Origin of the sequence: Pseudomonas paraveronii, from assembly GCF_963681955.1 — a bacterium.
Lineage (GTDB): Bacteria > Pseudomonadota > Gammaproteobacteria > Pseudomonadales > Pseudomonadaceae > Aquipseudomonas > Aquipseudomonas paraveronii.
Genome location: NZ_OY817130.1, coordinates 1,149,717 through 1,176,501, shown reverse-complemented (window position 1 = coordinate 1,176,501; position 26,785 = coordinate 1,149,717). Strand labels below are relative to the sequence as shown.

General features: G+C 62.8%; 27 protein-coding genes. 13 read left to right on the top strand and 14 right to left on the bottom strand.

Annotation, left to right across the window (positions count from 1 at the left end):
• Position 1: 1 nt before the first annotated feature.
• From dacB to U5A08_RS05210, 7 genes are all read right to left on the bottom strand, one after another.
• Entirely contained in the window at positions 2-1,459 is a 1,458-nt protein-coding gene (gene dacB / locus U5A08_RS05240; RefSeq protein ID WP_253393503.1) for a D-alanyl-D-alanine carboxypeptidase/D-alanyl-D-alanine endopeptidase, read from the bottom strand.
• A gap of 87 nt (positions 1,460-1,546) precedes the next feature.
• Positions 1,547-3,961 carry a TonB-dependent siderophore receptor gene (locus U5A08_RS05235; RefSeq protein ID WP_321850617.1) on the bottom strand — a complete coding sequence of 805 codons (2,415 nt, stop codon included), beginning with the start codon at positions 3,959-3,961 and terminating at the stop codon, positions 1,547-1,549.
• A gap of 110 nt (positions 3,962-4,071) precedes the next feature.
• Entirely contained in the window at positions 4,072-5,007 is a 936-nt protein-coding gene (locus tag U5A08_RS05230) for a glutathione S-transferase family protein (protein WP_321850616.1), read from the bottom strand.
• A gap of 76 nt (positions 5,008-5,083) precedes the next feature.
• Positions 5,084-5,359 carry a GIY-YIG nuclease family protein gene (locus tag U5A08_RS05225; protein WP_247407777.1) on the bottom strand — a complete coding sequence of 92 codons (276 nt, stop codon included), beginning with the start codon at positions 5,357-5,359 and terminating at the stop codon, positions 5,084-5,086.
• Between the two features lie 36 nt (positions 5,360-5,395).
• Entirely contained in the window at positions 5,396-5,866 is a 471-nt protein-coding gene (locus tag U5A08_RS05220) for a nuclear transport factor 2 family protein (RefSeq protein ID WP_253393500.1), read from the bottom strand.
• A gap of 103 nt (positions 5,867-5,969) precedes the next feature.
• Positions 5,970-6,605: a response regulator gene (locus U5A08_RS05215; protein ID WP_253393499.1), complete on the bottom strand. Its 636-nt coding sequence runs from the start codon at positions 6,603-6,605 to the stop codon at positions 5,970-5,972.
• Between the two features lie 181 nt (positions 6,606-6,786).
• Positions 6,787-7,614: a response regulator gene (locus U5A08_RS05210; protein ID WP_321850613.1), complete on the bottom strand. Its 828-nt coding sequence runs from the start codon at positions 7,612-7,614 to the stop codon at positions 6,787-6,789.
• A gap of 415 nt (positions 7,615-8,029) precedes the next feature.
• On the opposite strand from U5A08_RS05210, the gene U5A08_RS05205 reads away from it, so the two are divergent.
• The 9 genes from U5A08_RS05205 (at position 8,030) to U5A08_RS05165 (ending at position 16,536) form a co-directional block, all read left to right on the top strand.
• On the top strand, positions 8,030-8,659 hold the full coding sequence (locus U5A08_RS05205; protein WP_253393497.1) for a DUF1120 domain-containing protein: 630 nt from the start codon (positions 8,030-8,032) through the stop codon (positions 8,657-8,659).
• Positions 8,660-8,703: 44 nt separating this feature from the next.
• Entirely contained in the window at positions 8,704-9,324 is a 621-nt protein-coding gene (locus tag U5A08_RS05200; RefSeq protein WP_253393496.1) for a DUF1120 domain-containing protein, read from the top strand.
• 47 nt (positions 9,325-9,371) lie between these two features.
• The gene (locus U5A08_RS05195) at positions 9,372-9,998 is read left to right on the top strand and encodes a DUF1120 domain-containing protein (RefSeq protein ID WP_321850611.1); all 627 of its coding nucleotides are present in this window, start codon (positions 9,372-9,374) and stop codon (positions 9,996-9,998) included.
• An 82-nt stretch (positions 9,999-10,080) separates the two neighbouring features.
• The gene (locus U5A08_RS05190; protein WP_253393494.1) at positions 10,081-10,704 is read left to right on the top strand and encodes a DUF1120 domain-containing protein; all 624 of its coding nucleotides are present in this window, start codon (positions 10,081-10,083) and stop codon (positions 10,702-10,704) included.
• 52 nt (positions 10,705-10,756) lie between these two features.
• A complete protein-coding gene (locus U5A08_RS05185; RefSeq protein ID WP_253393493.1) occupies positions 10,757-11,383 on the top strand; it encodes a DUF1120 domain-containing protein in 627 nt (208 codons plus the stop codon).
• 109 nt (positions 11,384-11,492) lie between these two features.
• On the top strand, positions 11,493-12,179 hold the full coding sequence (locus tag U5A08_RS05180) for a fimbria/pilus chaperone family protein (RefSeq protein WP_253400345.1): 687 nt from the start codon (positions 11,493-11,495) through the stop codon (positions 12,177-12,179).
• Between the two features lie 124 nt (positions 12,180-12,303).
• Positions 12,304-14,745, top strand: coding sequence for a fimbria/pilus outer membrane usher protein (locus U5A08_RS05175; RefSeq protein WP_321850610.1), 2,442 nt, complete (start codon positions 12,304-12,306; stop codon positions 14,743-14,745).
• A gap of 10 nt (positions 14,746-14,755) precedes the next feature.
• Complete coding sequence (locus U5A08_RS05170) at positions 14,756-15,880, top strand: DUF1120 domain-containing protein (RefSeq protein ID WP_321850608.1); 1,125 nt, start codon at positions 14,756-14,758, stop codon at positions 15,878-15,880.
• Positions 15,881-15,897: 17 nt separating this feature from the next.
• Positions 15,898-16,536, top strand: a complete 639-nt coding sequence (locus tag U5A08_RS05165; RefSeq protein WP_321850607.1) for a DUF1120 domain-containing protein — start codon at positions 15,898-15,900, stop codon at positions 16,534-16,536.
• On the opposite strand, the gene U5A08_RS05160 is transcribed toward U5A08_RS05165, so the two are convergent.
• Both U5A08_RS05160 and U5A08_RS05155 read right to left on the bottom strand, forming a co-directional pair.
• Positions 16,533-17,798 carry a CynX/NimT family MFS transporter gene (locus U5A08_RS05160; protein ID WP_321850606.1) on the bottom strand — a complete coding sequence of 422 codons (1,266 nt, stop codon included), beginning with the start codon at positions 17,796-17,798 and terminating at the stop codon, positions 16,533-16,535. The two genes, U5A08_RS05165 and U5A08_RS05160, sit on opposite strands and share 4 nt — an antisense overlap.
• Positions 17,788-18,447, bottom strand: a complete 660-nt coding sequence (locus tag U5A08_RS05155) for a FadR/GntR family transcriptional regulator (RefSeq protein WP_321850604.1) — start codon at positions 18,445-18,447, stop codon at positions 17,788-17,790. The genes U5A08_RS05160 and U5A08_RS05155 overlap by 11 nt, the downstream gene beginning before the upstream one ends.
• 159 nt (positions 18,448-18,606) lie before the next feature.
• Between U5A08_RS05155 and U5A08_RS05150 the strand changes: the two genes are divergently transcribed.
• Both U5A08_RS05150 and U5A08_RS05145 read left to right on the top strand, forming a co-directional pair.
• Positions 18,607-18,918 (top strand): type II toxin-antitoxin system MqsR family toxin, encoded by a 312-nt coding sequence (locus U5A08_RS05150; RefSeq protein ID WP_321850602.1) that lies wholly within the window; start codon positions 18,607-18,609, stop codon positions 18,916-18,918.
• Positions 18,915-19,403: a type II toxin-antitoxin system MqsA family antitoxin gene (locus U5A08_RS05145; protein ID WP_321850600.1), complete on the top strand. Its 489-nt coding sequence runs from the start codon at positions 18,915-18,917 to the stop codon at positions 19,401-19,403. Before U5A08_RS05150 ends, U5A08_RS05145 begins: the two co-directional genes overlap by 4 nt.
• A 64-nt stretch (positions 19,404-19,467) precedes the next feature.
• Here the strand turns inward: U5A08_RS05145 and U5A08_RS05140 are convergent, their stop codons facing one another.
• The 4 genes from U5A08_RS05140 to U5A08_RS05125 all read right to left on the bottom strand — a co-directional run bounded on the left by U5A08_RS05140 (position 19,468) and on the right by U5A08_RS05125 (position 23,637).
• The gene (locus U5A08_RS05140) at positions 19,468-20,232 is read right to left on the bottom strand and encodes an amino acid ABC transporter ATP-binding protein (RefSeq protein WP_003171943.1); all 765 of its coding nucleotides are present in this window, start codon (positions 20,230-20,232) and stop codon (positions 19,468-19,470) included.
• An 11-nt stretch (positions 20,233-20,243) separates the two neighbouring features.
• The gene (locus U5A08_RS05135; RefSeq protein WP_321850598.1) at positions 20,244-21,341 is read right to left on the bottom strand and encodes an amino acid ABC transporter permease; all 1,098 of its coding nucleotides are present in this window, start codon (positions 21,339-21,341) and stop codon (positions 20,244-20,246) included.
• 10 nt (positions 21,342-21,351) lie between these two features.
• Positions 21,352-22,533 (bottom strand): amino acid ABC transporter permease, encoded by a 1,182-nt coding sequence (locus U5A08_RS05130; RefSeq protein WP_253393485.1) that lies wholly within the window; start codon positions 22,531-22,533, stop codon positions 21,352-21,354.
• Positions 22,534-22,605: 72 nt separating this feature from the next.
• Positions 22,606-23,637: an amino acid ABC transporter substrate-binding protein gene (locus tag U5A08_RS05125; protein WP_253393484.1), complete on the bottom strand. Its 1,032-nt coding sequence runs from the start codon at positions 23,635-23,637 to the stop codon at positions 22,606-22,608.
• Positions 23,638-23,982: 345 nt separating this feature from the next.
• Between U5A08_RS05125 and U5A08_RS05120 the strand changes: the two genes are divergently transcribed.
• Both U5A08_RS05120 and rhlB read left to right on the top strand, forming a co-directional pair.
• Positions 23,983-24,639: an alpha/beta hydrolase gene (locus tag U5A08_RS05120; RefSeq protein ID WP_321850594.1), complete on the top strand. Its 657-nt coding sequence runs from the start codon at positions 23,983-23,985 to the stop codon at positions 24,637-24,639.
• Between the two features lie 96 nt (positions 24,640-24,735).
• Positions 24,736-26,205 carry an ATP-dependent RNA helicase RhlB gene (rhlB, locus tag U5A08_RS05115; RefSeq protein ID WP_253400344.1) on the top strand — a complete coding sequence of 490 codons (1,470 nt, stop codon included), beginning with the start codon at positions 24,736-24,738 and terminating at the stop codon, positions 26,203-26,205.
• Between the two features lie 130 nt (positions 26,206-26,335).
• Here the strand turns inward: rhlB and moaE are convergent, their stop codons facing one another.
• A complete protein-coding gene (gene moaE, locus U5A08_RS05110) occupies positions 26,336-26,785 on the bottom strand; it encodes a molybdopterin synthase catalytic subunit MoaE (protein WP_253393482.1) in 450 nt (149 codons plus the stop codon).

The window sequence follows — 26,785 nt, the reverse complement described above, 5'->3', positions numbered from 1 at the left end:
ATCAGTCGTGCCATTGCGTCAGGGCGACGGCCAGACGGTTCTCCAGGGCGCGGATCGGTGCCGCGTCGCTCAGGTAGTTGTTGCTGATCATCGAAAACACCAGGCGCCGCCCGTGGGCATCGGTGATGTAACCGCTCAATGACGACACGCCACCCATGGAACCGGTCTTGGCGTGCAGGTTGTTTTGCGCCGGCGTGCCGCGCAGGCGATAACGCAGGCTGCCGCCGCTCATGCGCTCGGGGTTGCCGGCAATCGGCAAGGCGTTGTACCAAGCCTCGAACCACGGCTGTTTGGATGTCGCCAACAACAGGTCGGTGAGTGCCTGGGAAGACACCAGATTGCGCCGCGACAACCCCGAACCGTCCACCTGATTCAGGCTCGCCGGGTCCAACCCCTGGCGCCGCATGAAGGCCGCCACCGCCGCCACGCCCGCCTGCGCGGTTCCGGCGTTCGCGGTCTGGCGGCCCATGGCCTTGAGCAAGGCTTCGGACATGTTGTTGTTCGAAAGTTTGAGCAGCGGCGTGATCAGTTCCTGCAACGGGGCCGATTGATGCTCCGCCAGCAGTCTGGCCGTCGCAGGGCTTGCCCCCCCGATCACGCGCCGGCCCAGCACCTGGATGCCCTGTTGCGCCAATGCCTGTTCAAACAGATTGGCCACCAGTTGCGTCGGCTCCCACACACTCACCCATTGCCGGCTGTGCTTGCCCGGCGCCAGCGCGCCCGTGAGTTGCAGCAGGTTGGTGCCGTGCTGGCGCGTAATCCCATAGCTGTTGCCAGAGCCGCTCACCGCACGGTTGCTCAGTTGCACGTAATCGGTGGCCGGGCTGATCGCCACACTGACCGGCTGGCCGGGGCTCATGGGCGCCGTGGCCGTGACGATCAATGTGCCCGCATCAAAATCAGAATTTGGCGACACGGTCAGCGCCGAAATCTGCGCGCCGTAGTAGGTGCTTTCATCGTCTTGAGCCCAATCCACGCCCAGGCGCTGCGCATCGAACCAGCTGTCGTCGAACACCAGGTCGCCCTGCACCTGACGCACGCCCTGGCTGGCCAGTTGCGCGGCGAGTGCCTGGTAATCGGCGAACTGCGTGGTCGGGTCGCCCAGGCCGCGCAGGTACAGGTTGCCGCTCAGGCGCTCGCCTTGCTGCGTGCCGTCGCTCAGCAGTTGGGTGGAAAACCGATACTGCGGGCCTAGTACATCCATCGCCGCCGCGGTGGTCAGCAGTTTGAGGTTGGAGGCCGGCACCAACCGCGTGCGCGGGTTGTGTTGATAGAGCGTGTCGCCGCTGCGGGCGTCGCGCACCATGAGCGAAACCGTGGCGCCATTCAGGGCCGGGTCGGCCAACAGGTGGTCCAGGGTTGAAGGGCTGGAGGTCGGCGCAACGCTGGCGCAGCCTCCGAGTAAAACGCTCAAGCCGACCAGCATCGCGCTGGTGTGTAACCTTCGTGCAAACCGCATCAATACCGTTTTCCGCAAAACTGTCAGGGGCGGCAACGCTAACAGCTCCGGGGGTTTGTGGCGAGGGCACCGGCCCCCGCCGCCGGCTCAAAACTCCAGCGTGCTGGACACCGACACCTGCCGCGCATCCCCCATCGACACAAATACCCGGCTGGCCGCCGAGGTGTAGTAGGTGCGATCGAACAGGTTCTTCACGTTGAGCTGGAACTTGACCTTCTGCCCTTCGATTTTAGTGTTGTAGGAGGCAAACACATCGGCCACGGTATACCCCGGCAGATTGAAGCTGTTATTGGCATCGCCTTCGCGCTGGCCGACGTAACGCGCACCGGCACCGACGCGCAGATCATCGCCGCCGAGCAGGCTGCCGACGTCGTACACCGCCGACAACGAACCGGTGTGTTTGGCCACGTTCTGCAGGCGCTTGCCTTGCAGCGCCGGGTCTTGGGTGACTTCGGCATCGGTATAGGCATAGCTGCCGATCAGGCTCCAGCGCTCGCTGAGCTGGCCGCTGGCGTCCAGTTCCAGGCCACGGGAGCGCACTTCGCCCGCCACGCTGTAGACCGTTTCCCCACTGGAGCTGTCGGACACCAGCACATTGCGCTTGGTGATATCGAACAATGCCGCACTGGCGGTGATACGCCCCGGCATGTCGAGCTTGGTTCCCAACTCCCAGGCCTTGGACTCTTCCGGCTGCAGGTTGCCCTGGAGCACGCTGCCATCGTTCAAGGCGGCAATGGTGGAGTTGGGTTTGAACGATTCGGTGTAGCTGCCGTAAAACGACAGTTCGTCGGTGTAGCGATACACCAGGCCAGCACGCGGCACCCATTTCTGGCCATTGCCGTCGGTATTGGCCTTGAATGGCACGCCTTTGCCGGCGTATTGGTCGTACATCTGATAGCGCGCGCCGGCCACCAGGATCCACTGGTCGGTCAGGTGAATCGCGTCCTGCAAGAACAGCGAATCACTGCGCAGCAAGTCGGTCTGCGCGCTGTCCTTGGCGCTCACCGTGGTGCCTTGCACATCGTTGCCATACACCGGGTTGACGTAGCTGAAGGCACTGCGCTGCGCCTGACGGATCAGTTCGGCGCGATAGATCTTGCGGTATTCATCGTCGAGGCCGAACACCAGATCATGCTGCATGCCGCCAAGCTTGACCTTGCCTTCCAGGCTGGCCGTGGCGAAGCGGTCGGTGGTCAGTGCGCCACGCGTGCCGTCCATGCTGCGGGTCAAGGTGCCGTTGGTATTGACCGAGGTGACGCGGACCTGGCTGGCGTCATAGGTCTCGCGATTCCAGCTATAGCCGACGTGCGCCGTCCAGTCGTCGTTCAGTTCGTGATCGGCCTCGAAGCGATACAGGTCGGAGCGGCCTTCCATGTTGTTGAACGGCTCATCCAGGCGCCGGGTGGCGGGGATGTCCAACGGGTGGTTGGTCTTGGGGTCGATGGCGGTGCCACGGTCGAACGGCGAGAGAAACTCGCGGTGCTCGTAGGCGAACACCACCTTGGTGGTATCGCCATACCAGGCCAGGGACGGCGCGATCATGCTCTCGCGGTGCGTGCCGTAGTTGCGCCAGTAATCTTCGTCCTCGTGGTCGACGATCAAGCGGTACGCCAAGCCGCTGTCACCGATAGGCCCCGTGGTGTCGAGGTTGCCACCGCTGCCGTTCTTGCCGTTGCCGAAGGTGGAGCCACGGACGGTCAAGGAGGTGGACTGCACCAACTGCGGCTTTTTGCTGACGATATTGACCACGCCTCCCGGGTCCTGGATGCCATACAGCAGCGACGACGGGCCCTTGAGCACTTCAACCCGTTCGGCCGTGGCGTTCAGCGCACGGCCCTGCACAAGCGGCATGCCGTCGCGCATGATCGAGCCGTTACGGTTGTCGCCAAAGCCGCGCAGCATCACCGCATCCTGGGTGCTGCCGAGGGTGTTGGCCTGGGTGATGCCGCTGACATTGGCCAGGGCGTCATCCAGGTTGCGCGGTTGTTGATCGCGCAACACTTGGGCGGGCACTACGTTGACGGTTTGCGGAGTCTCCAGCAGCAGGCCACGGGAACGCATCACCGAGCTGGTGGGCGGCGGCTGGTAGCTGGTGCTGTCGGCGGGCTCGGCGACTGCGCTGATGGTGGTGGCGCCCAGGTTCAGCGCGCCGTCGCTGGGCACGGGCTCCAGGGCCAGGGTGCGGGCGTCGATCTGGCGGAAGGTAAAACCGGAACCGCCCAACAGGCGTTGCAGGGCCTGGGTCGCGCTCATCTGGCCGCTGACGGCCGGGGCGTTGAGACCGTAAGGGGCTTCGTCGGTATAGATCACGCTGAGCCCGGTGACCCGGCTGAAATCGCTGAGCGCCTGGGGCAGCGGCTTGGCCGCCAGGGCAAAGTTGAACTGGGCGCTTTGTTGTTCCTGCGCCTGCGCCACACTCAGAGGCAGCAGCGCCAGCCCCGATACCGTCAAGACCGAGGCTCCCAGCCACTGTTTAACCCAACCGCCCGCCGTCGATTTCATGCTGTGAGAATCCGTGTAGAAAACGCTGTTAATGCGAATTAATCGCAGTTTCAAGCACTACACGGATGGGCGCTGGGTTTACCTCACCTCAGGTTGAAAATAATCTGGATTTATTGCGCCTGAATGCAAAAACCCAAGCGCGGGAAGTGAACATGCACGGTGCCGCCGCGTTCGTCGGTACGGCGCAGGATCAGTTCTTCGCGGCCGGCAAACAGCAACTCACCGGCCACCGGGTCGGTGCCGTAGTCGGTGGCCGCAATGGTCACCGGCTGGCCGGCCGTGAAGCCATTCAAATCCTCGAACACTTCATCGGGCAACGCCGCCGGGGTGGCGTGACGCGACACGTCCAGGGCTTGCTCGGTGCTCATCTCGGTGGCGGTGCCATGGCCAAAGCTCAGTACCCGGTCGAGCCAGGTGGCGACGGCGGGATACGCGTCGACCAACGGCGCGGTCACCGCCGAGCCTTTGAGGAACCACAGCGGATGGGCCAGGGCAAAGTCGGCTATCGACGGCTCACCGAACAGAAAATCCCCCGCCTGGTGCTGCAATTGTTGGTCGATGCGGCTGATGATCGCCGGCCATTGATGCTTGGCTTGCTCCACATGCAGGCGGGCAGCGGTGCCGCCGCTGAACAGCTTGGCGCGGTCGGCCACCAGCACTTTGAGCATTTCGGGCGGGACTTTGGCGAACTTGGCCGCCAGGGATTCAGGCTGGAACACCAACGCCACGGCATGGGCGAACACCACCGAATCGGCCCAGGCGGCGAAACCCTGGGTGACCAGTTCCAGGCCTTGGGGAAACAGCGCCGGCCCGGCTTTTTCCTGCTCCAGGCGGTGGGCGATCAGTGCCGTGTCACAGTAGATATCGGCGCCGACCTGCAGCACCGGGGTCTTGCGGTAGCCGCCGGTGAGAGCCATCAGGTCCGGCTTGGGCATCACCGGCGAGATCAGCACCGAGCGCCAGGACAAGCCCTTGAAGCCCAGGAGCAGACGGGCTTTTTCAGCGAAAGGGGACTGCGGGTAGTGATGGAGGATCAACTCTGACATGCCAGGCTCCGCGCAATGAAATGAGCGGTTAGCTTAGCCTGCAAAATCGTGCAGGGGTGAGATAGGCGCCCATCAATCAGATCAATGCGCCACTCGCCGCCAGGCACTCCTTGGCGCTCTTCTTCAATTTTTTGATCAGGCGCTCCTGGCGCAGCGCCTCGCCTTTGCTGGCGCACTGCTCGGTGTACACCAGCGCGACGGCCGGGCTGGAGAGGAAAAACCGCGCGCCCTTGCCGCTTTGATGGGAGGCAAACCGGCGCACCGGATCATTGCTGATGCCGCAATACAGCGAACCGTTGGCGGCACGCACCAGGTACACGAACCAGGGTTTGGCTTCAGAAAGATCAGTCACGGGTCGATTCGGCAAACCAGAGGAGCGCCAATCTTATCAACGACTGGCCTGAAATGCCCTCAGGCCTTTGAGCGCCTGGGCGCGCACGGCGTTTTTCAGCGCGGGCGACCAGCCCAGCAGCAGCCCCTTGAGGCCCAGGGCCTGGCGCGACCAGCGCCACAGGTCGAAGTGGTCGTGGTGTTCGCAGATCTTGCCGTCGCGAAACACGAAGCGTGCGCCGATGTCGTTGACCACCGTATTGCCGGTCGCGCTGAACAGGTACGTCGCCACCCAATGCGCGCTGCCAGTACTGTCGTCACTGCGCACGTGGTCGAAGGTCAGGGAAAAGTCCTTGGCCCGCGTGGTGAGCATGCGCCACATGTCCCCGGCATCGCGCCCGCGCAGCTCGCCGAATGCCGGGTCGCTGAACACCACGTCGTCGGTATAGCAGGCGGCCATGGCTTGCGCATCGAGGCGCTGGAACGCGCGGTAGAACTCGCTGATCAGGGCGTTATGGGCATCACTCATGGGCAGGCTCCGCTGGCGTTGAAAAGATAGCGCACGATAAGCCGCCCGCAGCGCCAAGGCTACCAACATTCGCCGCGTAAATAAGCCGCTGACCGCTGCGGGCTCAGGGCACCATGCCGCTGCTGCGGGCGTAGGCGAACAGATCCACATCGGTGGAAATGCACAGCCGGGTCATCGCCGTGCTTTTCTGCTTGCTGATGGTCGAAATGCTGCGGTTGACCCGCGCGGCGATCTGGCTGACGGTCATGCCGCTGGCGAGCATACGCACCACTTCACGCTCCTTGCCGGACAACTGCGGCACGGCTTGCTGATTGCCCGTCCCGGCCTCCGCCAGTTGCGCGCGCAAACATTCGCTGACGAAGGTGCGCCCTTCACTGACGGCGGCAATCGCCAGGGGCAGTTCGCGGGCCGACGCGCTCTTGGCCAGGACCGCCCGCGCGCCCTGGGCAAACGATTCGCGCAGGGTGGCGACGCTGGCAAACATGGTCACCAGAATCACCGGCAAGTCCGGGTGCCGGCGCCGCATCAGGCCGAGCAAGCCATAACCGTCGGCTTGCTGGTTACCCGGCATGGCGAAGTCCGTGACCAGGATGTCGCACGGCGTGCTGTCCACCAGCGCCAGCAACTGATCCGGACCGTCGGCCTCGGCGACGACTTTGCACCGGCCATTGGCTTCTATCACCACTTTCTGCCCGATACGCACAATGGGATGATCGTCAGCAATAATTACACGAAGCATGAGCACCACCATGACGGCAACTTGAATCCGCGCAAAGTACTCCCGGATCGGATCAGCAACAACCGCCCCCAAAAGCCGTAATGGCAGATAGCCCAGCAATCCCTGGGATCAGGATCTTACCCTACAAAAAAAAAGGAAATTGCCCACTCTAAAGGCCTACAACAAGAATCAGCATTAGCTGTCATCCATTTCCTAACGTCGATAAATAGTTCAAATACCCGATCAAGTCGCTGCGCAATGCGAGCAAGCGCTGAAGGTGCATGGCCACACCGTCGCGATTGATCGCTTCGATCAGCAGGTGACCGCGCTTTTCCAGCGGTGTGGCACCGAAGAACGCCACGCTGCCGATCAAACGGTGCAAGTGCTCGACCGTTGCCTGCGCGTGCAAGCCGTCGGTGGCCTGGGCCAGCGCATGCAGATCGATCTCGGCTTCGTACACCAGGCTCGCCAGGATGCCGGGCAACGCCTCCGGGCATCCGAACAGTTGCCCCAGCCGTGCGCGACTCGGCCAGCGGCCTTCGACCGCCAACATCGGCTGCGCGGCCTCGCTGATACGCGGGCCGGGCAGCCAGTCGCCGAGCACCTGGCGCAGTTGTTGGAAGGTCACCGGTTTGTCCAGCCAGGCATCCATACCGGCGGCCTGGCACTGCTGGATTTCACGCGCGCCCAGTTTGCCGGTGAAAGCGATGACCGGCACGCCCTGCGTCCCGGCGCGCTGTTCGCGGCGGCGCAGTTCGCGAGTCATGGCATAGCCGTCCATCACCGGCATTTGGCAGTCGCTGAAAATCAGGTCGACACAGGTAACGTCCAGAATCGCCAGCGCGGCCTGCCCGTGTGCGCACACTTCAAAAGCCAGCCCCAGCCGCTCGAGCATGGCGCTCATCAGCAGGCAATACGCGGGATGATCGTCCACCAACAACACCTTGAGCTCACGCCAATGCAAGGTCGACGGGGGCTGCGCGACCCGGTCATCCCCTGCTCGGTCGCCTGGGATAGGGCCTGATGACATGACTACCTCAACTTCAAAAAGCGCGCGGCGCCGGACTCGGCAACCTCAACGGCTGACACACCATCCGCCGACGCAGAGGCCGCAGTTCAAACGCTGACGCTCAGACCTGTTCGAATGTGCTGTGAAGAACTATCGGCCGGAACGCTATTTGAATGAGCGCGTTGAAGCGATACAACAACTACGAAATCCTTATATTTCCTACAAACACTAAAACGAGTTCCGACAAGTCGATTCGGCGTGTGCGACATCCGCCCATTGTCGTATTTGTTGTATTTGCCCGACGCCTTCCCCCCGATAAATTGCCCGGCATCCCCAGAGCGGGACGCGACCGGCCACTCCAGGCGGTCGCCACCTCGTTGCCGACGAGTCCCCCTTGACCCGTCGGCGATCAGTTTTGCACCGGAAGCGCGATCACATGAAAAAGCCCTTAGCCGCCCTCACCGCCGCCATCGCCCTTGTCGGCAGCGGCATGACATTTGCCGCCAGCACCGTGGAGCTGGCGGTCACTGGCGTGATTACCCCGAGCGCCTGCACACCAACGTTGTCCGGCAATGGCCTGGTGGATCACGGCAAGCTCTCGGCCAAAGACCTGAACCTCACCACGGCGACCAACCTGCCCACCGCCCGGCTGCAATTCAACGTCGACTGCGAAGCCCAGACCCTGTTTGCGCTGCACACCACCGACAACCGCGCCGGGTCGTCGACCAGCAGCTACGGTTACGGCCTGGGCTTGATCAACAACCTGCAAAAAATCGGCACGTTCTGGATTTCCCTCAGGAGCCCGGTGGCCGACAACGTCGCCGCCGAGCCCATCGAGTCATTGGACGGCGTGAGCTGGCGCCCCATCGACGATGTGATGTGGCAGAGCCAGTACCTGGCGGCGTTCGGCGACGGTTCGACGGGACAGAACCGTAAGCCGATCCCGCTCAAGAACGTGATCGTCGAGCTGTTGGTCGACACCCAGATCGCCGCCGCCAACAGCCTGGACCTGAGCAATGAAGTGCTGATCGACGGCTCCACCACGATCGAAGTCAAGTACCTGTGACCCATCATCCACCCAGGACATTGCCCAGAGAGGTTGTTCGTTCCATGGATAAATATTTCCCCGCGTTGCTGGCGAGCCTGTTGCTGGCCAATGTGCCCAGTGCCTTGGCCGGCAGCCAAGCCGACCTGCAGGTGACCGGCGTGATCACGCCCAAAGCCTGCATCATGGGCTTCTCGAATGACGGCGTGATCGACCATGGCAAAGTCACCGTGCGCGACCTCAACCAAGACAGATACACGCTGCTGCCCCTCAACACCCTGCACCTGAGCGTGCAATGCGAGGGCTCGACGCTCTTTGCCTTGACCACCATCGACAACCGTCACGGCACCGCCGTGATTCCCAACCATCACGGCCTGGGCACGACGCCCCACGACGAGAAGCTGGGCAGCGTGTCCCTGGCTTTGAGCAACCCGGTGGCGGATGAGGCTGTCGCGCGCACCATCGTGTCACTGGATGGCGGCACCAGTTGGGCCGCCGGAACCCAGTTGGGCCACCTCAACCTGCTCGCGGCCGCCTCGACCGACAACACCACCCGGCCCATGGCGGTGACGCGTTTCGATGCGGACGTTGCGCTCTACACCCGGATCGCCCGCGCCGACGGCCTGACCCTGACCGACGAAGTCCCCCTCGACGGGCACGTGACCGTCGAGGTGCGTTACCTGTAACGCCCTGTAACCCCTGTATGCCTATCCTTCCCTGGAGCTTTACCCGCATGAAAAAGTTACTCCACACCAGCGTTGCCGGTCTGTTGATCGCCAGCGCATTCCCGGCATTCGCCGCGTCCACCGTGGACCTGACTGTCAAGGGCCTGATCGTGCCCTCGGCGTGTACGCCAAGCCTGTCGGCCAACACCGTCGACGTGGGCCGGATATCGGTCAAGGACCTTAATCAGGAAAGCCGCACCCTGCTGACCCCGAGCACCTTGACGCTGAGCGTCGACTGCGAGGCCGCGACGCTGTTCGCCATGAAGACCACCGACAACCGCACCGATTCCAGTGCCAACCCCGGCGAGTTTGGTATCGGCAAGACCGCCGCCGGCGAACCGATCGGCGGCTACGGTCTGTTTCTCGACAACGCCGTGGCCGACGCGGTCGCCGTCCAAACCATTGTTTCTTACAACGGCGGCACCACCTGGTTCACTCATTATGAGGACGACCTTTGGCAAACCACGAGTCTGATCTCGATCAAGGCAATCGGTACGGCGTCGGCACCGATCCCGGCCAAGAACACGCTGATGGCGCTTTCCGTCAACCCGTTCATCCACCCGGCAAAGAACGTGACCATCAGCGAAGACACCGCGATCGATGGTTTGGCCACCATCGAAGTCAAGTACCTGTAACGCCACTGCCCTTCCCGAAGCCCGTACCGCCGTTCACCTGTATGGGCTGGGCATGCCCCCTTTCCCTGGAGCTTTACCCGTGATGAAAAAACTACTCAGCACCAGCGTTGCCGGCCTGTTGATCGCCAGCGCATTCCCGGCATTCGCCGCATCCACCGTCGACCTGAGCGTCAAGGGCCTGATCGTACCCTCGGCGTGTACGCCAAGCCTGTCGGCCAGCACCGTCGACGTCGGCCGGATTTCGGTCAAAGACCTGAACCCGGACGCGTCAACCTGGCTGACCCCGGCCACCCTGCAATTGGGCATCGACTGCGAGGCACCGACACTGTTTGCCATGCAGACCACCGACAACCGGGCAGACTCCGGTGACATCGGCCGATATGGCATCGGCAAGACGCTCGCGGGTGAGCGCATCGGTGGTTACAGCATGCGCCTTGACAAAGGGGTCGCCGACGGGGCTGCCGTCACACATATCTTCTCGATGGACAACGGCGCCAGTTGGGGCACCCATGATCCGGACACTAGCTGGTCAACAAACCTCATTATTTCAATCCGCGACCCCAACGCAGGGCGCATCCCTGTCGCGGCCAAGAACACCACGATGGAACTCGCGGTAAGGCCGTTCATCCTTGCGGCAAAGAACCTGACGCTCACAGAAGATACCCCGATTGACGGTTTGACCACGATCGAAGTCAAGTACCTGTAACACCGCCTGAGCCGATGCCCGTACCACCGTTCAACACCAGGTAACTCACGCCATGACCCTGCTTATTCGCTTGCCGGCCCTCGCCTCGCTGTTGCTGACGACGCCCTTGGCCTTCGCCCTCTCGACTGTGGAGCTGGACGTCAACGGGCGAATAACCCCCAGCGCCTGCACCGTATCGTTGTCGGACAACGGCCTTGTCGACCACGGCAGAATCCTCGCGACGACGCTGCACCCCGGTGAGTACACCGTGCTACCGAATCAGCAAATGGGCTTGAGCATCAGTTGCGAAGGCCCGGTGTTGTTCGCCCTGGTGGGCATCGACAACAAGCGCGAGTCATCGCTGGCGCCGGATTATTTCTATGGGCTGGGCATGAACCCCCACGCCCCCGACGAACGCCTCGGCTCGGTCAGCCTGTCGCTGCGCGGGCCGGTTGGCGATTCGCAGTCGATGCAAACCCTGACCTCATCCGACCAGGGCGTCACCTGGAAACCCGAGCCTTACGTGTACCCCGGCCTGTTCATGGGCTTCGCCCGCGCTGGCAATACGTTGCCCGCGCCGATCCGGCTACTGGTGGCCTCCCTGCGGGTCGACACCTCGATCAGCCCGGCCAACACCTTGACGCTCCACGAAGAGGTGCCCCTCGATGGCTCGATCACACTGGACCTGCGTTACCTCTGACCCTGCGTCGTCAGCGCCCCGGTCACGCGCCGGGCACATGGCGGCCCCCTTGAAGCGCCCCGTATTGAAGAGCCCTGTTATGAACCTGTTTCTTTCCGTTTGGCGTGCAATGCCGCGCCTCTGCTGCGTGGCACTGGCCGTATTTGGCGCAACCGTCGCGCATGCCGACGGCATGGTCCCGGACACCTCGGTGGTGATCGTCAACGAGGCCGACGGCGAGGCCACGGTCTCGGTCACCAACACCGACAACAAGATGGCCTTGCTGCACGTCACCCTCGAAAACATCCCCGAGGACAGCGACACGCTGCTGTTCGTGACCCCGCCCCTGACCCGCGTCGAAGCGTCCAAGAGCCAACTGGTGCGCTTCATCCTGCAAACCCAGACGCCGCTGCAAACCCAGCGCCTCAAGCGCGCGATTTTCGAAGGCATGCCCGCCCAGCGCGACCCGGCCCAGGCCGGGCGCGCACAAGTGGGCGTGACCGTGCGCCAGAACCTGCCGGTGATCATTCATCCCAAGGGGCTGGCGCCGAATCGCACGCCGTGGCTGGGCCTGAGCTGGACCTTGAAGGCCGACCAGCTCAGCGTCCACAACCCTACCCCGTATGTGGTGCGCCTGGCCCAGGAGCTGCAACTGCTGCCCGGCAACGCGTCGGCGATGCTGCCGCGCACCTATGTGCTGCCCGGCGAAACACTGACCGTGACCGCCAGCGGCACCGGCGCCACCCGCGTGCGCCTGCAACCGGCCACGGTGTATGGCTTTGCCGTCGCGCCCCACGACGCGCCCATAACCCTGTGATGCAACGGCGCCCAGGGATGCAACGGCGCCACGATAACGAAGTGGCCACCCACTGAAGGCCACCGGGAAGACCTGACGCGATAGGGAATCACGCCGGGTACTTCCATCATTCGAGTGCATTTGTGTGAACACAGTCATCCATTACCGTGACGGCAAAGCCGTGCCCGGCGTTTCACCGCGCCTGGCCTTGCTGGTGCTGACGCTCAGTCAGGGGTTGCTGACAAACCTGGCCTGGGCACAGACGCCGTCGTCGAGCGGTTCCTTCGACTCACAGACCCTGCTCCAGCGCGGCATCGACCCTGAACTCGCGAGCCTGCTGATGCAGGCCCCGCGGTTTACCCAAGGCCGCCACGCGCTCAACCTGACGGTCAACGGCCAGCGCCGCGGGCGCGTCGATGTCAGCATCGATCAGCACGGCGCAACCTGCTTCGACCCGCCGCTGCTAAACGCCGCGCAGTTGGTGACGCCGTCTTCGGGCCAGGCGGAGGAAAGCAGTTGCTACGACTTTCTCCAGCAATACCCGCAAACCCTGATCGAGCATGACCCGGCCAACCTGAGCCTGAACCTGGTAGTACCGACCCAGGCGCTGCGCCCGGTCACCCAGGACATTTCCGGCTATCAGACCGGCGGGTTTGCCGCACTGCTCAACTACGACGTCACCGGCCTGTACAACCACTACGGCGACGACGCCAGCCGCTTCGGCTCGGCCAATACCGAGGTCGGCTTCAATGCTGGCGACTGGATCGTGCGCAGCCGCCAGGTGCAGACCTGGCAAGACAGCACCTCAAGCACCACCCACCTGGACGCCTACGCCCAGCGCACCTTCGCCAGCCACCAGGCGGTGTTGCAGGCCGGGCAGATCAACCTCTACAACCCGGTGCTCGCCGGGGCACAAATCACCGGCGTGCAAGTGCTCACCGAACAGGCCCTGCAAGACCAGAACCAGGGCGCGACCATCGATGGCATCGCCAATGGCCCGGCCCAGGTGGAAGTGCGCCAGAACGGCACATTGATTCACTCCACGGTGGTGCCCGCCGGCCCGTTCAGTTTGAGCAATGTGCCGCGCCTGAATGGGCGCTCCGACGTCGAAGTCACGATCAAGGAAACCACCGGCGAAGAACGCCGTTTCACCGTGCCCGCCGCCATGCTCGGCCTGGGCCTGCCCGCGCCCGGTTACTCGGTGGCGGCCGGGCGGGTGCGCAATATCGGCGACGGCCCGGGTGCCGAACCCTGGGTAGTGAGTGCCGGCTGGAGCGCCGTGCCGCATCCGCAGGTCAGCTTCGGCAGCGGGCTGTTGGCGGCCGAGGATTATCGCTCGGCGGGCCTGAGCCTGGGGCTGTTGCCTTGGCAGGACAGCCAGGTGCAAGTCGCCGTGGTCGCCTCCGAAGCCTCGCGGCGCACCCAGGAGCGCGGTGTGCAGACCGACCTGTCGTGGTCGCAGAAACTGAGCGAGCGCTGGGCCTTCACGGCGGCCAATTCCTGGCGCACCTTGGGCTACCGCGACCTCAGCGAGTCGACCTACATCGTCGATACCCGCGAGCAGCAACGCACGCGCTACCGCGACCAGCAGAGCGCCACGACCTCGTGGTCGCATTCGTGGCTGGGCGCCTTCAGCGCGGGGTTTTCGCGTTCGTCCTCGTTCCAGGGCGACAGCAGCAGCCGCGCCCTGGCGTCCTGGGGCACGCAAGTCGCCGGGATGTCGGTGTCCGCCACCGCCGAATGGCATATGGGCGGGCGCCGCTATAACGACGACAGCCTGTACCTGACGGTCAGCCTGCCCCTGGGCGAAAGCCGCCGTGGCCGCGCGTGGGTGCGCAATTCCGGTGGCGAGCACCGCACCGGGCTGGGGCTCAACGAACAGATCAACGACCATTTGGCGTATCGGGTCGGCGTCGAACATGACAGCCGCGACCGCGAGGTCGAGTCGTCCCTGGGCGTTTCGGCCCTGCCGTTCTACAGCCAGTTGGACTTCAACTACACCCGCTCCGACGCCGAACGCTCCAGCTACCAGGGCGGCGCACGCGGCGCGGTGGTGCTGCACGGCGACGGGTTGACGTTCTCGCCCTACCCGGTGCGCGACACCTTTGCCGTGCTCTCGGTAGGCGACATGGCCGGGATCAAGGTCAACACCCCCAGCGGCCCGGTGTGGACCGACTGGCAAGGCCAGGCCGTGGCGCCCCAGCTCAGCGCCTATGGGCGCAGCCCGCTGGAAGTGCAAACCCGCTCGCTGCCGCGCAATGCCGACATCCACAACGGGCTCGCGGTGGTCTCGGCAGGGCGTGGCGCGGTGGACCGTATCGAGTTCGGCGTGTCGCTCACCCGCCGTGCGCTGCTGACCCTGGACACCCCGATGCCACGCGGCTCGACCGTGACCACCGAGGACGGCGAGTTCATCACTCTGGTCCAGGAAGGCAACCAAGTGTTCTTGCCCGACGTGCTCGACACCCGTTCGCTATGGATCAAGGCCGCTGACCAGCCGCGCTGCCACTTGCGCTTTGAACTGCCGGCCAAGGCCGACCCCCACGTGTATTTCGAAACCGCCCCGGCCCGCTGCCAGCGACCTTGAGGAACGCCCTATGAAACGTCAACACTGCCTGGCAGCCCTGCTGCTGTGTACCGGCACCGCCCTGGCCCAGGACGACTGCCGCCTGGACCTGAGCGAATCACGCCTGGATTTCGGCCTGATGAACCGCGCCATCGCGTCAACACCGACCGCCGAGCGACTGCTCGGCGAACGGCGCCTGTCCTTGACCCTCAACTGCCCGGAAACCGGCGACATGAGCCTGTTCTACCGCGCCCTCGCCGCCGGCACCGAGCGTTTGCGCTTCACCGACGGCGGCAGTTACCGCGTGCAAGTACATGACGCGGTGCTCGATGGCCGCGCGGTGCAACTGGGCCTGCTCGCCGGCCCCGGCCAGGCGCCCGCCCAGGTCGGCGCGAGCCTGACCTGGCGCGCCGACCATGGCATCGTCCCGCTGCACGACGGCCAGCCTGCCACCGGGCGCAGTTTTTCCGCGCAACTGCAGGTCAATGCCTGGGCGCGGGACGACGCGATTCGGGTACGCGATGCTGAAACCTGGGACGCCTCGGCGCTGGTCGATGCCCCCGCTTCCGGGCGCTCGCGCGAGCTGCATCTGCAAGCGCGCTTCGCGCCAGCGGCCTGCACGCCGACCCTGGCCAACAACGGCACGGTGGACTTCGGCAAGTTGTCGGTCAGCGATTTGCGCCGCGACAAAGACACTGCCCTGCCCGCCCGCGCGTTGGGTCTCACGGTCAGCTGTGACGGCCCGACCCCGTTTGCCCTGGTCATGCACGACAACCGCGCCGGCTCGGCCACCGGCGGCATCGATGAAACCGCCTACGGCCTGGGCCTGGACGCACGCGGGCAGAAAATCGGCCGCTATTACCTGCTGGTCGACCCCGCCCAGGCCAGCGCCGACAACCTGCCCCAGCTGTATCGCACCGACTCGACCACCGGCGGCGCCGCCTGGAGCAGCGCCAGCGCCAGCGTGATTCCCCTGGGCGCACGCAGCCTCCTCGGGTTTACCGCCACGACCGGCAGCACCGAAGGCCCGAATGCCCTGCAAAACCTCAGCGCGTTACTCAGCCTGAAAGCCTTTGTCGCGCCGCTCGACAGCCTGGACCTGAGCAGTGAAGTGCGGCTCGACGGTTCGGCGACCCTGGAAATCACCTACTTCTAAGCCCCTCGGAGGCTCCCATGATTGCTCGCTACCTGATCCTCATGCCCCTGCTGTTCAGCCAACCGGCGCAGGCCGCCGCCGTCGACCTGAACGTCAACGGCAGAATCACCCCGGCGTCCTGCGTGCCGAGCCTGTCGGCCAACGGGCTGGTGGACTTCGGCAAGATCGCCCAGCAAGACCTCAACCTCACGACAGGCACGCGGCTGCCGCTCAAGTCCCTGGGCCTGACAGTGATCTGCAACGGCCCGGTGCGTTACGCATTGCGCATGCGCGACAACCGCGACGGCTCGGCCCACGTCAACAGCGAGATTTACTATGGATTGGGCCTGGATAACAGCGCGAACAAGATCGGCGTGTACTCGCTGACGTTCGATCCAACGCAGACCGTGGTGGACGCCGTGACCGAGATCTATGGCACCGAATCCACCACCGGTGGCCTGGCCTGGCGCACGGCCAACCGCAACCCGATCGACGTCGGCGCCAAAAGCCTGCTGGGCTTCACCGACACCGCGGGCAGCACCGCCGGCCCCATGGCGATCCAGAACCTGACCAGCACGCTGACCCTGGAGACGGTGATCAACGCCAAACAGAACCTGGACCTGAGCACCGATATCGTCATGGACGGTTCGGCGACCCTGGAAGTGCTGTACCTCTAGACTTTCTCGCTGCGCACATCGACGTACTTCGCCCGCCCCGCACCGAGGCCGGCGACGATGGCGCCCAGGCCGATCACCGCGAAGACCCAGCCCGTGGCGGCCCAGCCGCCGGTCCAATCGTGAATCAGGCCCACCGCGAGCGGGCCGAGGGACGCCAGGGTGTAACCGAAGCCCTGGGCCATGCTCGACAGGTTGGCGGCCACGTGAGCATCCCGCGAGCGCAGCACGATCAACGTCAGCGCCAGGCTGAACGTGCCGCCCTGCCCCAGGCCCAGCAGGATCGCCCAGCCCCACAGCCCGTCGAGCGGCGCATACAGGCAGCCCATCAGCCCACCGAGGGTCAGCAGCATCACCACCACAATGGCCAGGCGCTGGTCCTTGCCGCGTGTGGCCAGCCACGGCGCGGTGAGGGCGCTGAGCAGTTGCACGATGATCGAACCGGACAGCGCCAGCCCGGCGTCGGTGGCACTCAGGCCGCGGTCGATGAGGATCGATGGCACCCAGCCAAACACGATGTAGGCCAGGGACGATTGCAGGCCCATGTACAAGGTCACTTGCCAGGCCAGCGGATCACGCAGCAAGCCCTGCACCCGGTAGGCGACGCGATGCGCGCCGTGCTTGTGCCCGACTTGCGGCAACCAGCACAGCGCGGCCAGCAACGCCGGCAGCATCCAGAAGCCCAGCCCGATGCTCCAGCGGTTGCCGAAGTAGTCACTCAAGGGCACCGAGGCCCCCGCCGCCAACGCCGCACCCAGGCACAGCGCCATGGTGTAGACCCCGGTCATGGCGCCCGCCTGTTTGGCGAAGTCGCGCTTGACGATACCGGGCAACAACACGCCAATGATGCCGATGCTGGCCCCGGCGATCAGGCTGCCGGCAAACAGTCCGACTTCACCGAACGCACTGCGCAGCAGAATACCGGCGGCCAACGTCAGCAAAATCCCCAGCACCACCCGCTCGGCGCCGAAACGCCGGGCGAGGATCGGCGCCAGCGGTGCGAACAGGCCCAGGCACAACACCGGCAACGTGGTCAGCAAACCGGCCCCGGCCGCCGACAACCCCAGGCTGCTGGAGACCTCACTGAGCAGCGGCGACAGGCTCGACAGCGCCGGACGCAGGTTCAGCGCCACCAGCACCAGGCCCAGCAGCAACAGCCACGGCCGGCTCACCAGCGGGTGGCTGCGCTGGAGCTCATCGTCGTCGGCCTCCGCATCGATCAGCAGTTGTTCCAACTCGGGCGTGCGTTTGGCTTCAGGGTTCATTGATCAACTGCCGGCAAAGGGATTTGGCGCGCTCCGGGTCTTGCTGCGCGACGGCATCAAGCAGGGCGGTGTGCAGGTCGAACACCGCCTGGCGGCGCGGCGAGAGGTTCAGGGTCTGGCGCAATTGCGCGCCGATGATGCTGGAAAAGTACCGGTACAACTCGCTCAACGCCGGGTTGTGCGCCGCGTCCACCAGCCGTTGGTGGAATACCAGATCGGCGCTGATGTAGGCCTCCAGTTCACCGTGATACAGCGCGGCGCTGGCATCGAGCGCCGCGCGCAGCCGGTGCAGGTCTTGCTCGGTGCGACGCAGGGCGGCCAGGCCGATGGCCTCCACTTCCAGGATCTGCCGCGTCTCCTGCGCCTGTTCCAGGCTGCAATGGGACAACGCGCGCATGGCGCCCAGCGGGTCCGTCATCGACCGCAGGTAACTGCCGTCGCCCTGGCGGATCTCGATCAACCCGGAAAACGCCAGCACGCGCATGGCCTCGCGCACGGTATTGCGGCTGATACCCAGTTCCGCCGCCAGCTCAGGCTCGGTGGGCAGGCGCTCACCGATGGCCCATACGCCTTGGGTGATGCGCTGGCGCAGCTGCTCGAGGGCTTGGTCGACCAGGGAGCGTTTGATCAGCGGGGCGATGTCTGTCATAGGGTTTGCGCTTTCGTCCAATCATAGGATGAATTTACCTACAGCCTATTCGGACTGGCCTACAAAGGCAACGCACTAGGGTTCTTAGGCAGGAAAAAGGAGCAGTATTTTCGATTGTTAAAATTACCCTTAAAGGGTAATTTCAGCCTTAGGTGTCTTATGGAAAAGTGCACACCTCATTACGATTTGGCGGTGATCAAGGCGGATGTCATCAGGTTGGGTAGCAGAGCATTCACCGCAAGCGCGCGGGAGGGGGCTCGACAACTTGAGTTGAACATCGGCCAGATGCGACTCGCGGTCTGCGCCCTTGAGAATCGAATGTTGTACAAGTCAATGACGACCTATTCAGACCACCGTGTGTGGCAGGACGTCTATCTGATCAAGATTTACGCTACGGAGATTTACATCAAAGTGACTTACCGCCCAGGCGGTGGTCCTCCCGTAATCTCCTTCAAGGAGAAAACCTTATGAAAACCCAACAATGCATGAGCTGCGGAACCCATGACGCAATGCAGCATTTCGAAGGTCGTAACTTCACGATCAACACACGCGGCATGATCCGGGATATCCCTGATATTGCAGGCTGGGAATGCCAGGTCTGTCACGAGGTCGAATTCGATTCGGACACCGATAGCGCAGAGCGTTATTCCGATGCCAGCGATAAGTTGTTAATGGATGCCAGGACAATCATCGCCGCCGAAATGAAACGAATTCGCCGCAAATTGCATCTGACGCAGAAAGACGCGGTAAGGCTATTGACCGGCCGCGGCCATAACGCATTTTCCCGCTATGAAAGAGCTGAGATCTTTCCGCCTGCGCCACTGCTCACATTGATGCGTCTATTGGATAAACATCCGCATCTACTGGCTGAAATAGAGGTGCTCAATCTCGGCGAAGACCTGAACCATCTGCTGATCGCAAAAGATGCGCAGCTTGCAACTCAAGCGTCCGCGTAAAAACAGCAGGCAAAAATAAACCCGGCCAGGTGCCGGGTTTATCGCGTCAAGCATCAACCATCGATCAATGCAGAATCTGGCTCAAGAACAACTTGGTCCGGTCATTCTGCGGGTTGTCGAAGAAGTCATTCGGCGCCGCCTGTTCGACGATCTCGCCCTTGTCCATGAAGATCACACGGTTGGCCACGGTGCGGGCAAAACCCATTTCGTGGGTCACGCACAACATGGTCATGCCGTCTTCGGCCAGGCCAATCATGGTGTCGAGCACTTCCTTGACCATTTCCGGGTCGAGGGCCGAGGTCGGTTCGTCGAACAGCATGATTTTCGGCTTCATGCACAGCGCCCGGGCGATGGCCACGCGCTGTTGCTGACCGCCCGAGAGTTGCCCCGGAAACTTGTGGGCCTGCTCCGGAATGCGCACGCGCTCCAGGTAGTGCATGGCAATTTCTTCGGCCTTGCGCTTGGGCATCTTGCGCACCCACATCGGCGCCAGCGTGCAGTTCTGCAGGATGGTCAGGTGCGGGAACAGGTTGAAGTGCTGGAACACCATGCCGACTTCGCGGCGGATCGCTTCGATCTGCTTGAGGTCGTTGGTCAGCTCCACGCCATCGACCACGATGCGGCCCTGCTGGTGTTCTTCCAGGCGGTTGAGGCAGCGGATGGTGGTGGACTTGCCCGAACCCGACGGGCCGCACAGCACGATACGCTCGCCCTGCTTGACGTTGAGGTTGATGTCTTTCAGTACGTGGAACTGGCCGTACCACTTGTTCACGCCCTGCATCTGGATAATGCCTTCAGGGCTCACAGGCTGTTTGATCGCTTCGCTCATAACAACAACTCCTAACGCTTGTGGCCTGTGTCGAGCTTGTGTTCCAAATGAATGGAATAGCGCGACATACCAAAACAGAAAATCCAGAACACCAGGGCGGCGAACACGTAGCCTTCAGTGGCCATGCCCAACCATTTCGGGTCGGCGGCGGCTTGCTTGACGCTGTTGAGCAGGTCGAACAAACCGATGATGATCACCAGGCTGGTGTCCTTGAACAGCGCAATAAACGTGTTGACGATGCCGGGGATCACCATCTTCAGGGCTTGCGGCAGAATCACCAGGCCCATGCTGCGCCAGTAACCCAGGCCCATCGCCGCGGCCGCTTCGTACTGACCTTTGGGAATCGCCTGCAAGCCACCGCGCACCACTTCCGCCACGTAGGCCGACTGGAACAGGATCACGCCGATCAATGCCCGCAGCAGCTTGTCGATGCCCATGCCTTCGGGCAGGAACAACGGCAGCATCACCGAGGACATGAACAGCACCGTGATCAACGGCACGCCGCGCCAGAACTCGATGAAGGTCACGCAGACCACACGAATCGCCGGCATGTTCGAGCGCCGCCCCAAGGCCAGCACAATCCCCAGCGGCAAGGCGCCGGCGATGCCGACGGTGGCGATGACCAGGGTCAGCATCAGGCCGCCCCATTGGCTGGTGGCCACGTTGGTCAGGCCGAAGACGCCGCCGTGCAACAGGCAGAAGGCAATGATTGGGTACAACACCAGAAAGCCCAGGCCGTAGATCGCCTTGCGTGGAAAACGCGAGATGAACAACGGCGCCACGCCCACGATCGCCAGCCACACGGTCAGGTCTACGCGCCAGCGCAGGTCGCCGGGGTAGTAGCCGTACATGAACTGCCCGAAGCGCTGCTGGATAAACACCCAGCAGGCGCCTTCTTTGGTGCAGTCGGCGCGAGTGGTCCCGACCCAGTTGGCGTCGAGGATGGCCCAATGCAGGATGGGCGGCACGACCAGGTAGATCAGGTAAAACGCCAACAAGGTCAGCAGGGTATTGAGCCAGCTGGAAAACAGGTTGGCGCGCATCCATGCCATCGGCCCGAAGACTTTGCTCGGCGGTGGCATATCAGGTTTGAACGTATGCGAACTCATGCTCGTTTCCTCACCGCTCGATCAGCGCAATGCGCTTGTTGTACCAGTTCATCAGCAGGGAAATGCTGATGCTGATCGCCAGGTACACGCTCATGGTGATGGCAATGACTTCGATGGCCTGGCCGGTCTGGTTGAGCACCGTGCCGGCAAACAGCGAAACCATTTCCGGGTAACCGATACCGGCGGCCAACGACGAGTTTTTCGCCAGGTTCAGGTATTGGCTGGTCAGCGGCGGAATGATCACCCGCAGGGCTTGCGGGATGATGACCTTGCGCAGCGTCGGCCCGGGGCGCAGGCCCAGGGAGCGCGCGGCTTCGGTCTGGCCGTGGCTGACGGACTTGATGCCCGAGCGCACGATCTCGGCGATAAACGCCGCGGTGTACACGGTCAGCGCCAGGGTCAGCGCCAGCAGTTCAGGGATCAGCACCCAGCCGCCGACGAAGTTGAAGCCTTGCAGCTTGGGCATTTCCCAGTGCAGCGGCGCGCCGAAGACCAAGGCGCACAATGCCGGGATCACGATGAATAGCGCCAGGCCCGCCCAGAACTTGTGGAACGGTACGCCGGTGGCTTCAAAGCGCTTGTTGGCCCAGCGGGTCATCAGCACGATCGCCACGACGGCCACGACCACGCTGGCAACGAACGGCCAGAACCCGTCGGCGGCCAGTGCTGCCGGCATGTTCAGGCCACGGCTGCTGACGAAGAACGTGTCGCCGAAGTTATGGCTGTTGCGCGGCCCCGGCATGGTCAGGAACACCGCGAAGTACCAGAACAGGATTTGCAGCAGCGGCGGGATGTTGCGGAACACTTCCACGTACACCGTCGCCAGCTTGTTGATCATCCAGTTGGGCGACAAGCGGGCCACGCCGATGATGAACCCGAGCAGGGTCGCCAGAACCACGCCGATCACGGTCACCAGCAAGGTATTGAGCAGACCGATTACAAACACCCGGGCATAGCTGTCCGATTCGGTGTAGTCGATCAAGTGCTGCGCGATGCCGAAGCCGGCACTGCGCTCAAGAAAGTCGAAACCCGAGGTAATGCCCCGGTGTTGAAGGTTGGTCTGGGTATTGTTGAAGAGGTACCAGCCCAGCGAGACCACCGCCACAATCGTGATGATCTGGAAGAGCCACGCACGCACTTTGGGATCGCTGAAGCTGAGCTTCTGCTTTGGTGCGCCGATTTGATTTTGCATGGAGTGCCCCGAAAATAATGGAACAGAACATCACCCGGCGGTTGGCCCACCGGGTGATAGAACCATCAGCGATCAGCGCACAGGGGGTGCGTATTGAATGCCGCCGTTGTTCCACAGCGCGTTCAGGCCACGGTCGATTTCCAGCGGCGTGCTTTTACCGAGGTTTTTCTCGAACACTTCGCCGTAGTTACCGACTTGCTTGACGATCTGCACGACCCAGTCTTTCTTCACTTTCAGGTCTTTGCCGTATTCGCCGTCAGCACCCAGCAGACGTGCGACGTCCGGGTTCTTGGTGGACTTGGCTTCAGCTTCGACGTTTTTGGAAGTGATACCGGCTTCTTCCGCGTTGAGCATGGCGTAGCCCACCCAGCGCACGATGGCCAGCCACTCGTCGTCGCCATTACGCACGACCGGGCCCAGCGGTTCCTTGGAAATGGTTTCCGGCAGAACCACGTAGTCTTTCGGCGAGGCCAACTTGCTGCGCTGGGCGAACAGTTGGGACTTGTCGGAGGTCAGCACGTCGCAACGCCCGGATTCCAGCGACTTGGCGCTTTCGTCGGAGGTGTCGAAGGTGATCGGGGTGTATTTCAGACCGTTGCCACGGAAGTAGTCGGAAACGTTCAGTTCAGTGGTGGTACCGGCCTGGATGCAGATGGTTGCACCGTCCAGTTCCTTGGCACTTTTAACGCCCAGCTTGTTGTTTACCAGAAAGCCGATGCCGTCGTAGTAAGTGATAAAACCAGGGAATTTCAGGCCCATGCCGGCATCGCGGGAGCTGGTCATGGTGGTGTTACGCGACAGGATGTCGACTTCACCGGACTGCAGCGCGGTGAAACGCTCCTTGGCGTTCAACTGGCTGAATTTGACTTTGGTCGCGTCGCCGAACACGGCAGCGGCTACCGCGCGGCAATAATCAGCGTCGATCCCGAGGATCTTGCCGCTGGCATCCGGTACCGAGAAACCCGGCAGGCCGTCACTCACGCCACATTGCACAAAGCCTTTCTTCTGCACGGCGTCCAGGGTGGCGCCGGCGTGGGCGAAACCACTGACACCCAGTACAGCAGCCGCGGAAACGATGGCCAGGGTGGATTTCAATACCTTCATTCAAACCTCCAGTTGCTCTTGTTGTGTCGGAGCTAGAACCTCAGCGCACCCTTATGAGGCGATATCGACCCGTGTTGGCTTTTATTAGGGTCAAGCAGCATGAGGCAGTCGCAGTAATTCCAGTTGCTATCCCACAAACGGCAGTCACTGATAGTGTTACCGTCCCAGGAAAGATCTGACATCGACCTACACATAGCAAAGCGCGTACCAGAGTGGCTGCTGAGTCGATTCAGCCCAAGGTCAATGGGAAAAGATTCAACCTTGCGACATTCTCGTAACAGATCAAACTATTGCGCACCGTTCCGTCGCACTTAATCGGAGCGCACGCACATCTATGGAGCAGACATGACCGAAGCCTTGATTCTTCAGCCCCGCAACACCGCAGACGCCTGCGTCATCTGGCTGCATGGCCTGGGGGCCGATCGCTACGACTTCAAATCGGTGGCCGAAGCGCTGCAGGAAAACTTGCTGACCACGCGCTTCGTCTTGCCTCAGGCGCCCACCCGCCCGGTGACCATCAACGGCGGCTACGAGATGCCCAGTTGGTACGACATCAAGGCCATGAGCCCGGCCCGCTCCATCAGCCTGGAACAGTTGAAAGACTCGGCCAAAATGGTCACGGATTTGATCAGGAAGCAAAAAAGCAGCGGAATAGACGCCTCGCGGATTTTCCTGGCGGGTTTTTCCCAGGGCGGCGCCGTGGTGTTCCACACCGCGTTCCATAAATGGCAAGGCGCCTTGGGTGGCGTGATTGCCCTCTCCACTTACGCGCCGACCTTCGACAACGAGCTCGAGTTGTCCGCCAGTCAACAGCGCATTCCGGTGCTGTGCCTGCATGGCCAGTACGACGAGGTGGTACAGAACGCCATGGGGCGCAGCGCTTATGAGCACTTGAAGACCCGTGGTGTCACCGTGACATGGCAGGAATACCCAATGGGTCACGAAGTGTTACCTGAGGAGATCAGCGATATCGGTACGTGGCTGGCCGAACGTCTGCGCTGAACACCCCGGTTTATTTAGCCACATGACAGACGCACTACGCCGCGCCCGATTCTTGCATTACACTGGCCGGCGTATATTCCTTAACCAATTAATGAGATCACCGTGCTCAAAGCACTTAAGAAGATGTTCGGCAAAAGCGAGGCTGAGCCGCTCGCGCCAGTTCCCAGTGCTCCTGTCCCGACAACCGGCAGCCGCCACGAAGGCAAACAGCCGGGCCAGGCCACCGCTGTGGCCGCGCCGAAACCGCTCGAGGTGACACCCGCCGAACCGCCGAAACCGGCCGAAGTCGCTGCGGCACCTGCGCCAAAAGCCGCACGGCGTGAACGCGCGCCCAAGCCGCCCGTCACACCGTGGAAGCTCGAAGATTTCGTCGTTGAACCCCAGGAAGGCAAAACCCGCTTCCACGATTTCAAGCTCGCACCGGAACTGATGCACGCCATCCAGGACCTGGGCTTCCCTTACTGCACACCGATCCAGGCGCAGGTGCTCGGGTTCACCCTGGCCGGCAAAGACGCCATCGGCCGCGCCCAGACCGGCACCGGCAAGACCGCCGCGTTCCTGATCTCGATCATCACCCAGCTACTGCAAACGCCGCCGCCGAAAGAACGCTACATGGGTGAGCCACGCGCGCTGATCATCGCTCCGACCCGCGAACTGGTGGTGCAGATCGCCAAGGACGCCGCCGACCTGACCAAGTACACCGGCCTCAACGTCATGACGTTCGTCGGTGGCATGGACTTCGACAAGCAGCTCAAGCACCTCGAAGCCCGTCATTGCGACATCCTGGTTGCCACCCCGGGCCGCCTGCTCGATTTCAACCAGCGCGGCGACGTCCACCTGGACATGGTCGAAGTGATGGTGCTGGACGAAGCCGACCGCATGCTCGACATGGGCTTTATCCCGCAAGTACGCCAGATCATTCGCCAGACCCCGCCGAAAAACGAACGCCAGACCCTGCTGTTCTCCGCGACCTTCACCGAAGACGTGATGAACCTCGCCAAGCAGTGGACCACCGAGCCGTCCATCGTCGAGATCGAGGCGCTGAACGTCGCCAGCGAAAACGTCGAGCAACACATCTTTGCCGTGGCCGGCGCCGACAAGTACAAGCTGCTCTACAACCTGATCAACGACAACGGTTGGGAGCGCGTGATGGTGTTTGCCAACCGCAAAGACGAAGTGCGCCGTATCGAAGAGCGCCTGGTGCGCGATGGCGTCAACGCTGCGCAACTGTCGGGCGACGTGCCGCAGCACAAGCGCATCAAGACCCTCGAAGGCTTTCGCGAAGGCAAGATCCGCGTGTTGGTGGCCACCGACGTGGCCGGTCGCGGGATTCACATCGACGGCATCAGCCACGTGATCAACTTCACCCTGCCGGAAGTGCCGGACGACTACGTACACCGCATTGGCCGTACCGGCCGTGCCGGGGCGGCGGGGGTGTCGATCAGTTTTGCCGGGGAAGATGACTCGTATCAGTTGCCGTCGATCGAGACGTTGCTGGGCCGCAAGATCAGTTGCGAGACGCCGTCGACGCACTTGCTCCGGGCTGTAGAACGCAAACGACCTTAGGCTGAAATGCGGTCAAAAATGTGGGAGGGGGCTTGCCCCCGATAGCAGTGGGTCAGTCGATACATAAATTGACTGACACACCGCTATCGGGGGCAAGCCCCCTCCCACATTTGCATCTATGTTCGGCTGACTATTTCCAGCGATCCGCTGCTGCGTGATCGCTGTCGCGCCCTTCGACCCAGTGCGCGCCCTCAGGGGTATTTTCCTTCTTCCAGAACGGCGCACGGGTCTTCAGGTAGTCCATCACAAACGCACAGGCCTCAAACGCAGCCTGACGATGCGCGCTGGCCGCCGCGACGAACACAATCGGCTCGCCCGGTTCCAGCGCGCCGATGCGGTGCAGCACTTCCAGCTTGAGCAGCGGCCAGCGCTGTTCGGCTTCCACGGCGATCTTGGCCAGGGCTTTTTCGGTCATGCCGGGGTAATGCTCCAGGAACATCCCCGCCACGTCGTGACCGTCGTTGAAGTCGCGCACATAGCCGACAAAACTCACCACCGCGCCGACGCCGACATTGGCGGCGTGCATCGCGTTGACTTCGGCACCGGGGTCAAAGGGCTCGGGCTGTACACGAATGGCCAC

What these genes read in the sequence shown, in the direction of transcription:
- dacB (WP_253393503.1), bottom strand. Translation starts at nt 1,459, where the DNA reads ATGCGGTTTGCACGAAGGTTACACACCAGCGCGATGCTGGTCGGCTTG.
- U5A08_RS05235 (WP_321850617.1), bottom strand. Translation starts at nt 3,961, where the DNA reads ATGAAATCGACGGCGGGCGGTTGGGTTAAACAGTGGCTGGGAGCCTCG.
- U5A08_RS05230 (WP_321850616.1), bottom strand. Translation starts at nt 5,007, where the DNA reads ATGTCAGAGTTGATCCTCCATCACTACCCGCAGTCCCCTTTCGCTGAA.
- U5A08_RS05220 (WP_253393500.1), bottom strand. Translation starts at nt 5,866, where the DNA reads ATGAGTGATGCCCATAACGCCCTGATCAGCGAGTTCTACCGCGCGTTC.
- U5A08_RS05215 (WP_253393499.1), bottom strand. Translation starts at nt 6,605, where the DNA reads ATGCTTCGTGTAATTATTGCTGACGATCATCCCATTGTGCGTATCGGG.
- U5A08_RS05210 (WP_321850613.1), bottom strand. Translation starts at nt 7,614, where the DNA reads ATGTCATCAGGCCCTATCCCAGGCGACCGAGCAGGGGATGACCGGGTC.
- U5A08_RS05205 (WP_253393497.1), top strand. Translation starts at nt 8,030, where the DNA reads ATGAAAAAGCCCTTAGCCGCCCTCACCGCCGCCATCGCCCTTGTCGGC.
- U5A08_RS05200 (WP_253393496.1), top strand. Translation starts at nt 8,704, where the DNA reads ATGGATAAATATTTCCCCGCGTTGCTGGCGAGCCTGTTGCTGGCCAAT.
- U5A08_RS05195 (WP_321850611.1), top strand. Translation starts at nt 9,372, where the DNA reads ATGAAAAAGTTACTCCACACCAGCGTTGCCGGTCTGTTGATCGCCAGC.
- U5A08_RS05190 (WP_253393494.1), top strand. Translation starts at nt 10,081, where the DNA reads ATGAAAAAACTACTCAGCACCAGCGTTGCCGGCCTGTTGATCGCCAGC.
- U5A08_RS05185 (WP_253393493.1), top strand. Translation starts at nt 10,757, where the DNA reads ATGACCCTGCTTATTCGCTTGCCGGCCCTCGCCTCGCTGTTGCTGACG.
- U5A08_RS05180 (WP_253400345.1), top strand. Translation starts at nt 11,493, where the DNA reads ATGCCGCGCCTCTGCTGCGTGGCACTGGCCGTATTTGGCGCAACCGTC.
- U5A08_RS05170 (WP_321850608.1), top strand. Translation starts at nt 14,756, where the DNA reads ATGAAACGTCAACACTGCCTGGCAGCCCTGCTGCTGTGTACCGGCACC.
- U5A08_RS05165 (WP_321850607.1), top strand. Translation starts at nt 15,898, where the DNA reads ATGATTGCTCGCTACCTGATCCTCATGCCCCTGCTGTTCAGCCAACCG.
- U5A08_RS05160 (WP_321850606.1), bottom strand. Translation starts at nt 17,798, where the DNA reads ATGAACCCTGAAGCCAAACGCACGCCCGAGTTGGAACAACTGCTGATC.
- U5A08_RS05155 (WP_321850604.1), bottom strand. Translation starts at nt 18,447, where the DNA reads ATGACAGACATCGCCCCGCTGATCAAACGCTCCCTGGTCGACCAAGCC.
- U5A08_RS05150 (WP_321850602.1), top strand. Translation starts at nt 18,607, where the DNA reads ATGGAAAAGTGCACACCTCATTACGATTTGGCGGTGATCAAGGCGGAT.
- U5A08_RS05145 (WP_321850600.1), top strand. Translation starts at nt 18,915, where the DNA reads ATGAAAACCCAACAATGCATGAGCTGCGGAACCCATGACGCAATGCAG.
- U5A08_RS05140 (WP_003171943.1), bottom strand. Translation starts at nt 20,232, where the DNA reads ATGAGCGAAGCGATCAAACAGCCTGTGAGCCCTGAAGGCATTATCCAG.
- U5A08_RS05135 (WP_321850598.1), bottom strand. Translation starts at nt 21,341, where the DNA reads ATGAGTTCGCATACGTTCAAACCTGATATGCCACCGCCGAGCAAAGTC.
- U5A08_RS05130 (WP_253393485.1), bottom strand. Translation starts at nt 22,533, where the DNA reads ATGCAAAATCAAATCGGCGCACCAAAGCAGAAGCTCAGCTTCAGCGAT.
- U5A08_RS05125 (WP_253393484.1), bottom strand. Translation starts at nt 23,637, where the DNA reads ATGAAGGTATTGAAATCCACCCTGGCCATCGTTTCCGCGGCTGCTGTA.
- U5A08_RS05120 (WP_321850594.1), top strand. Translation starts at nt 23,983, where the DNA reads ATGACCGAAGCCTTGATTCTTCAGCCCCGCAACACCGCAGACGCCTGC.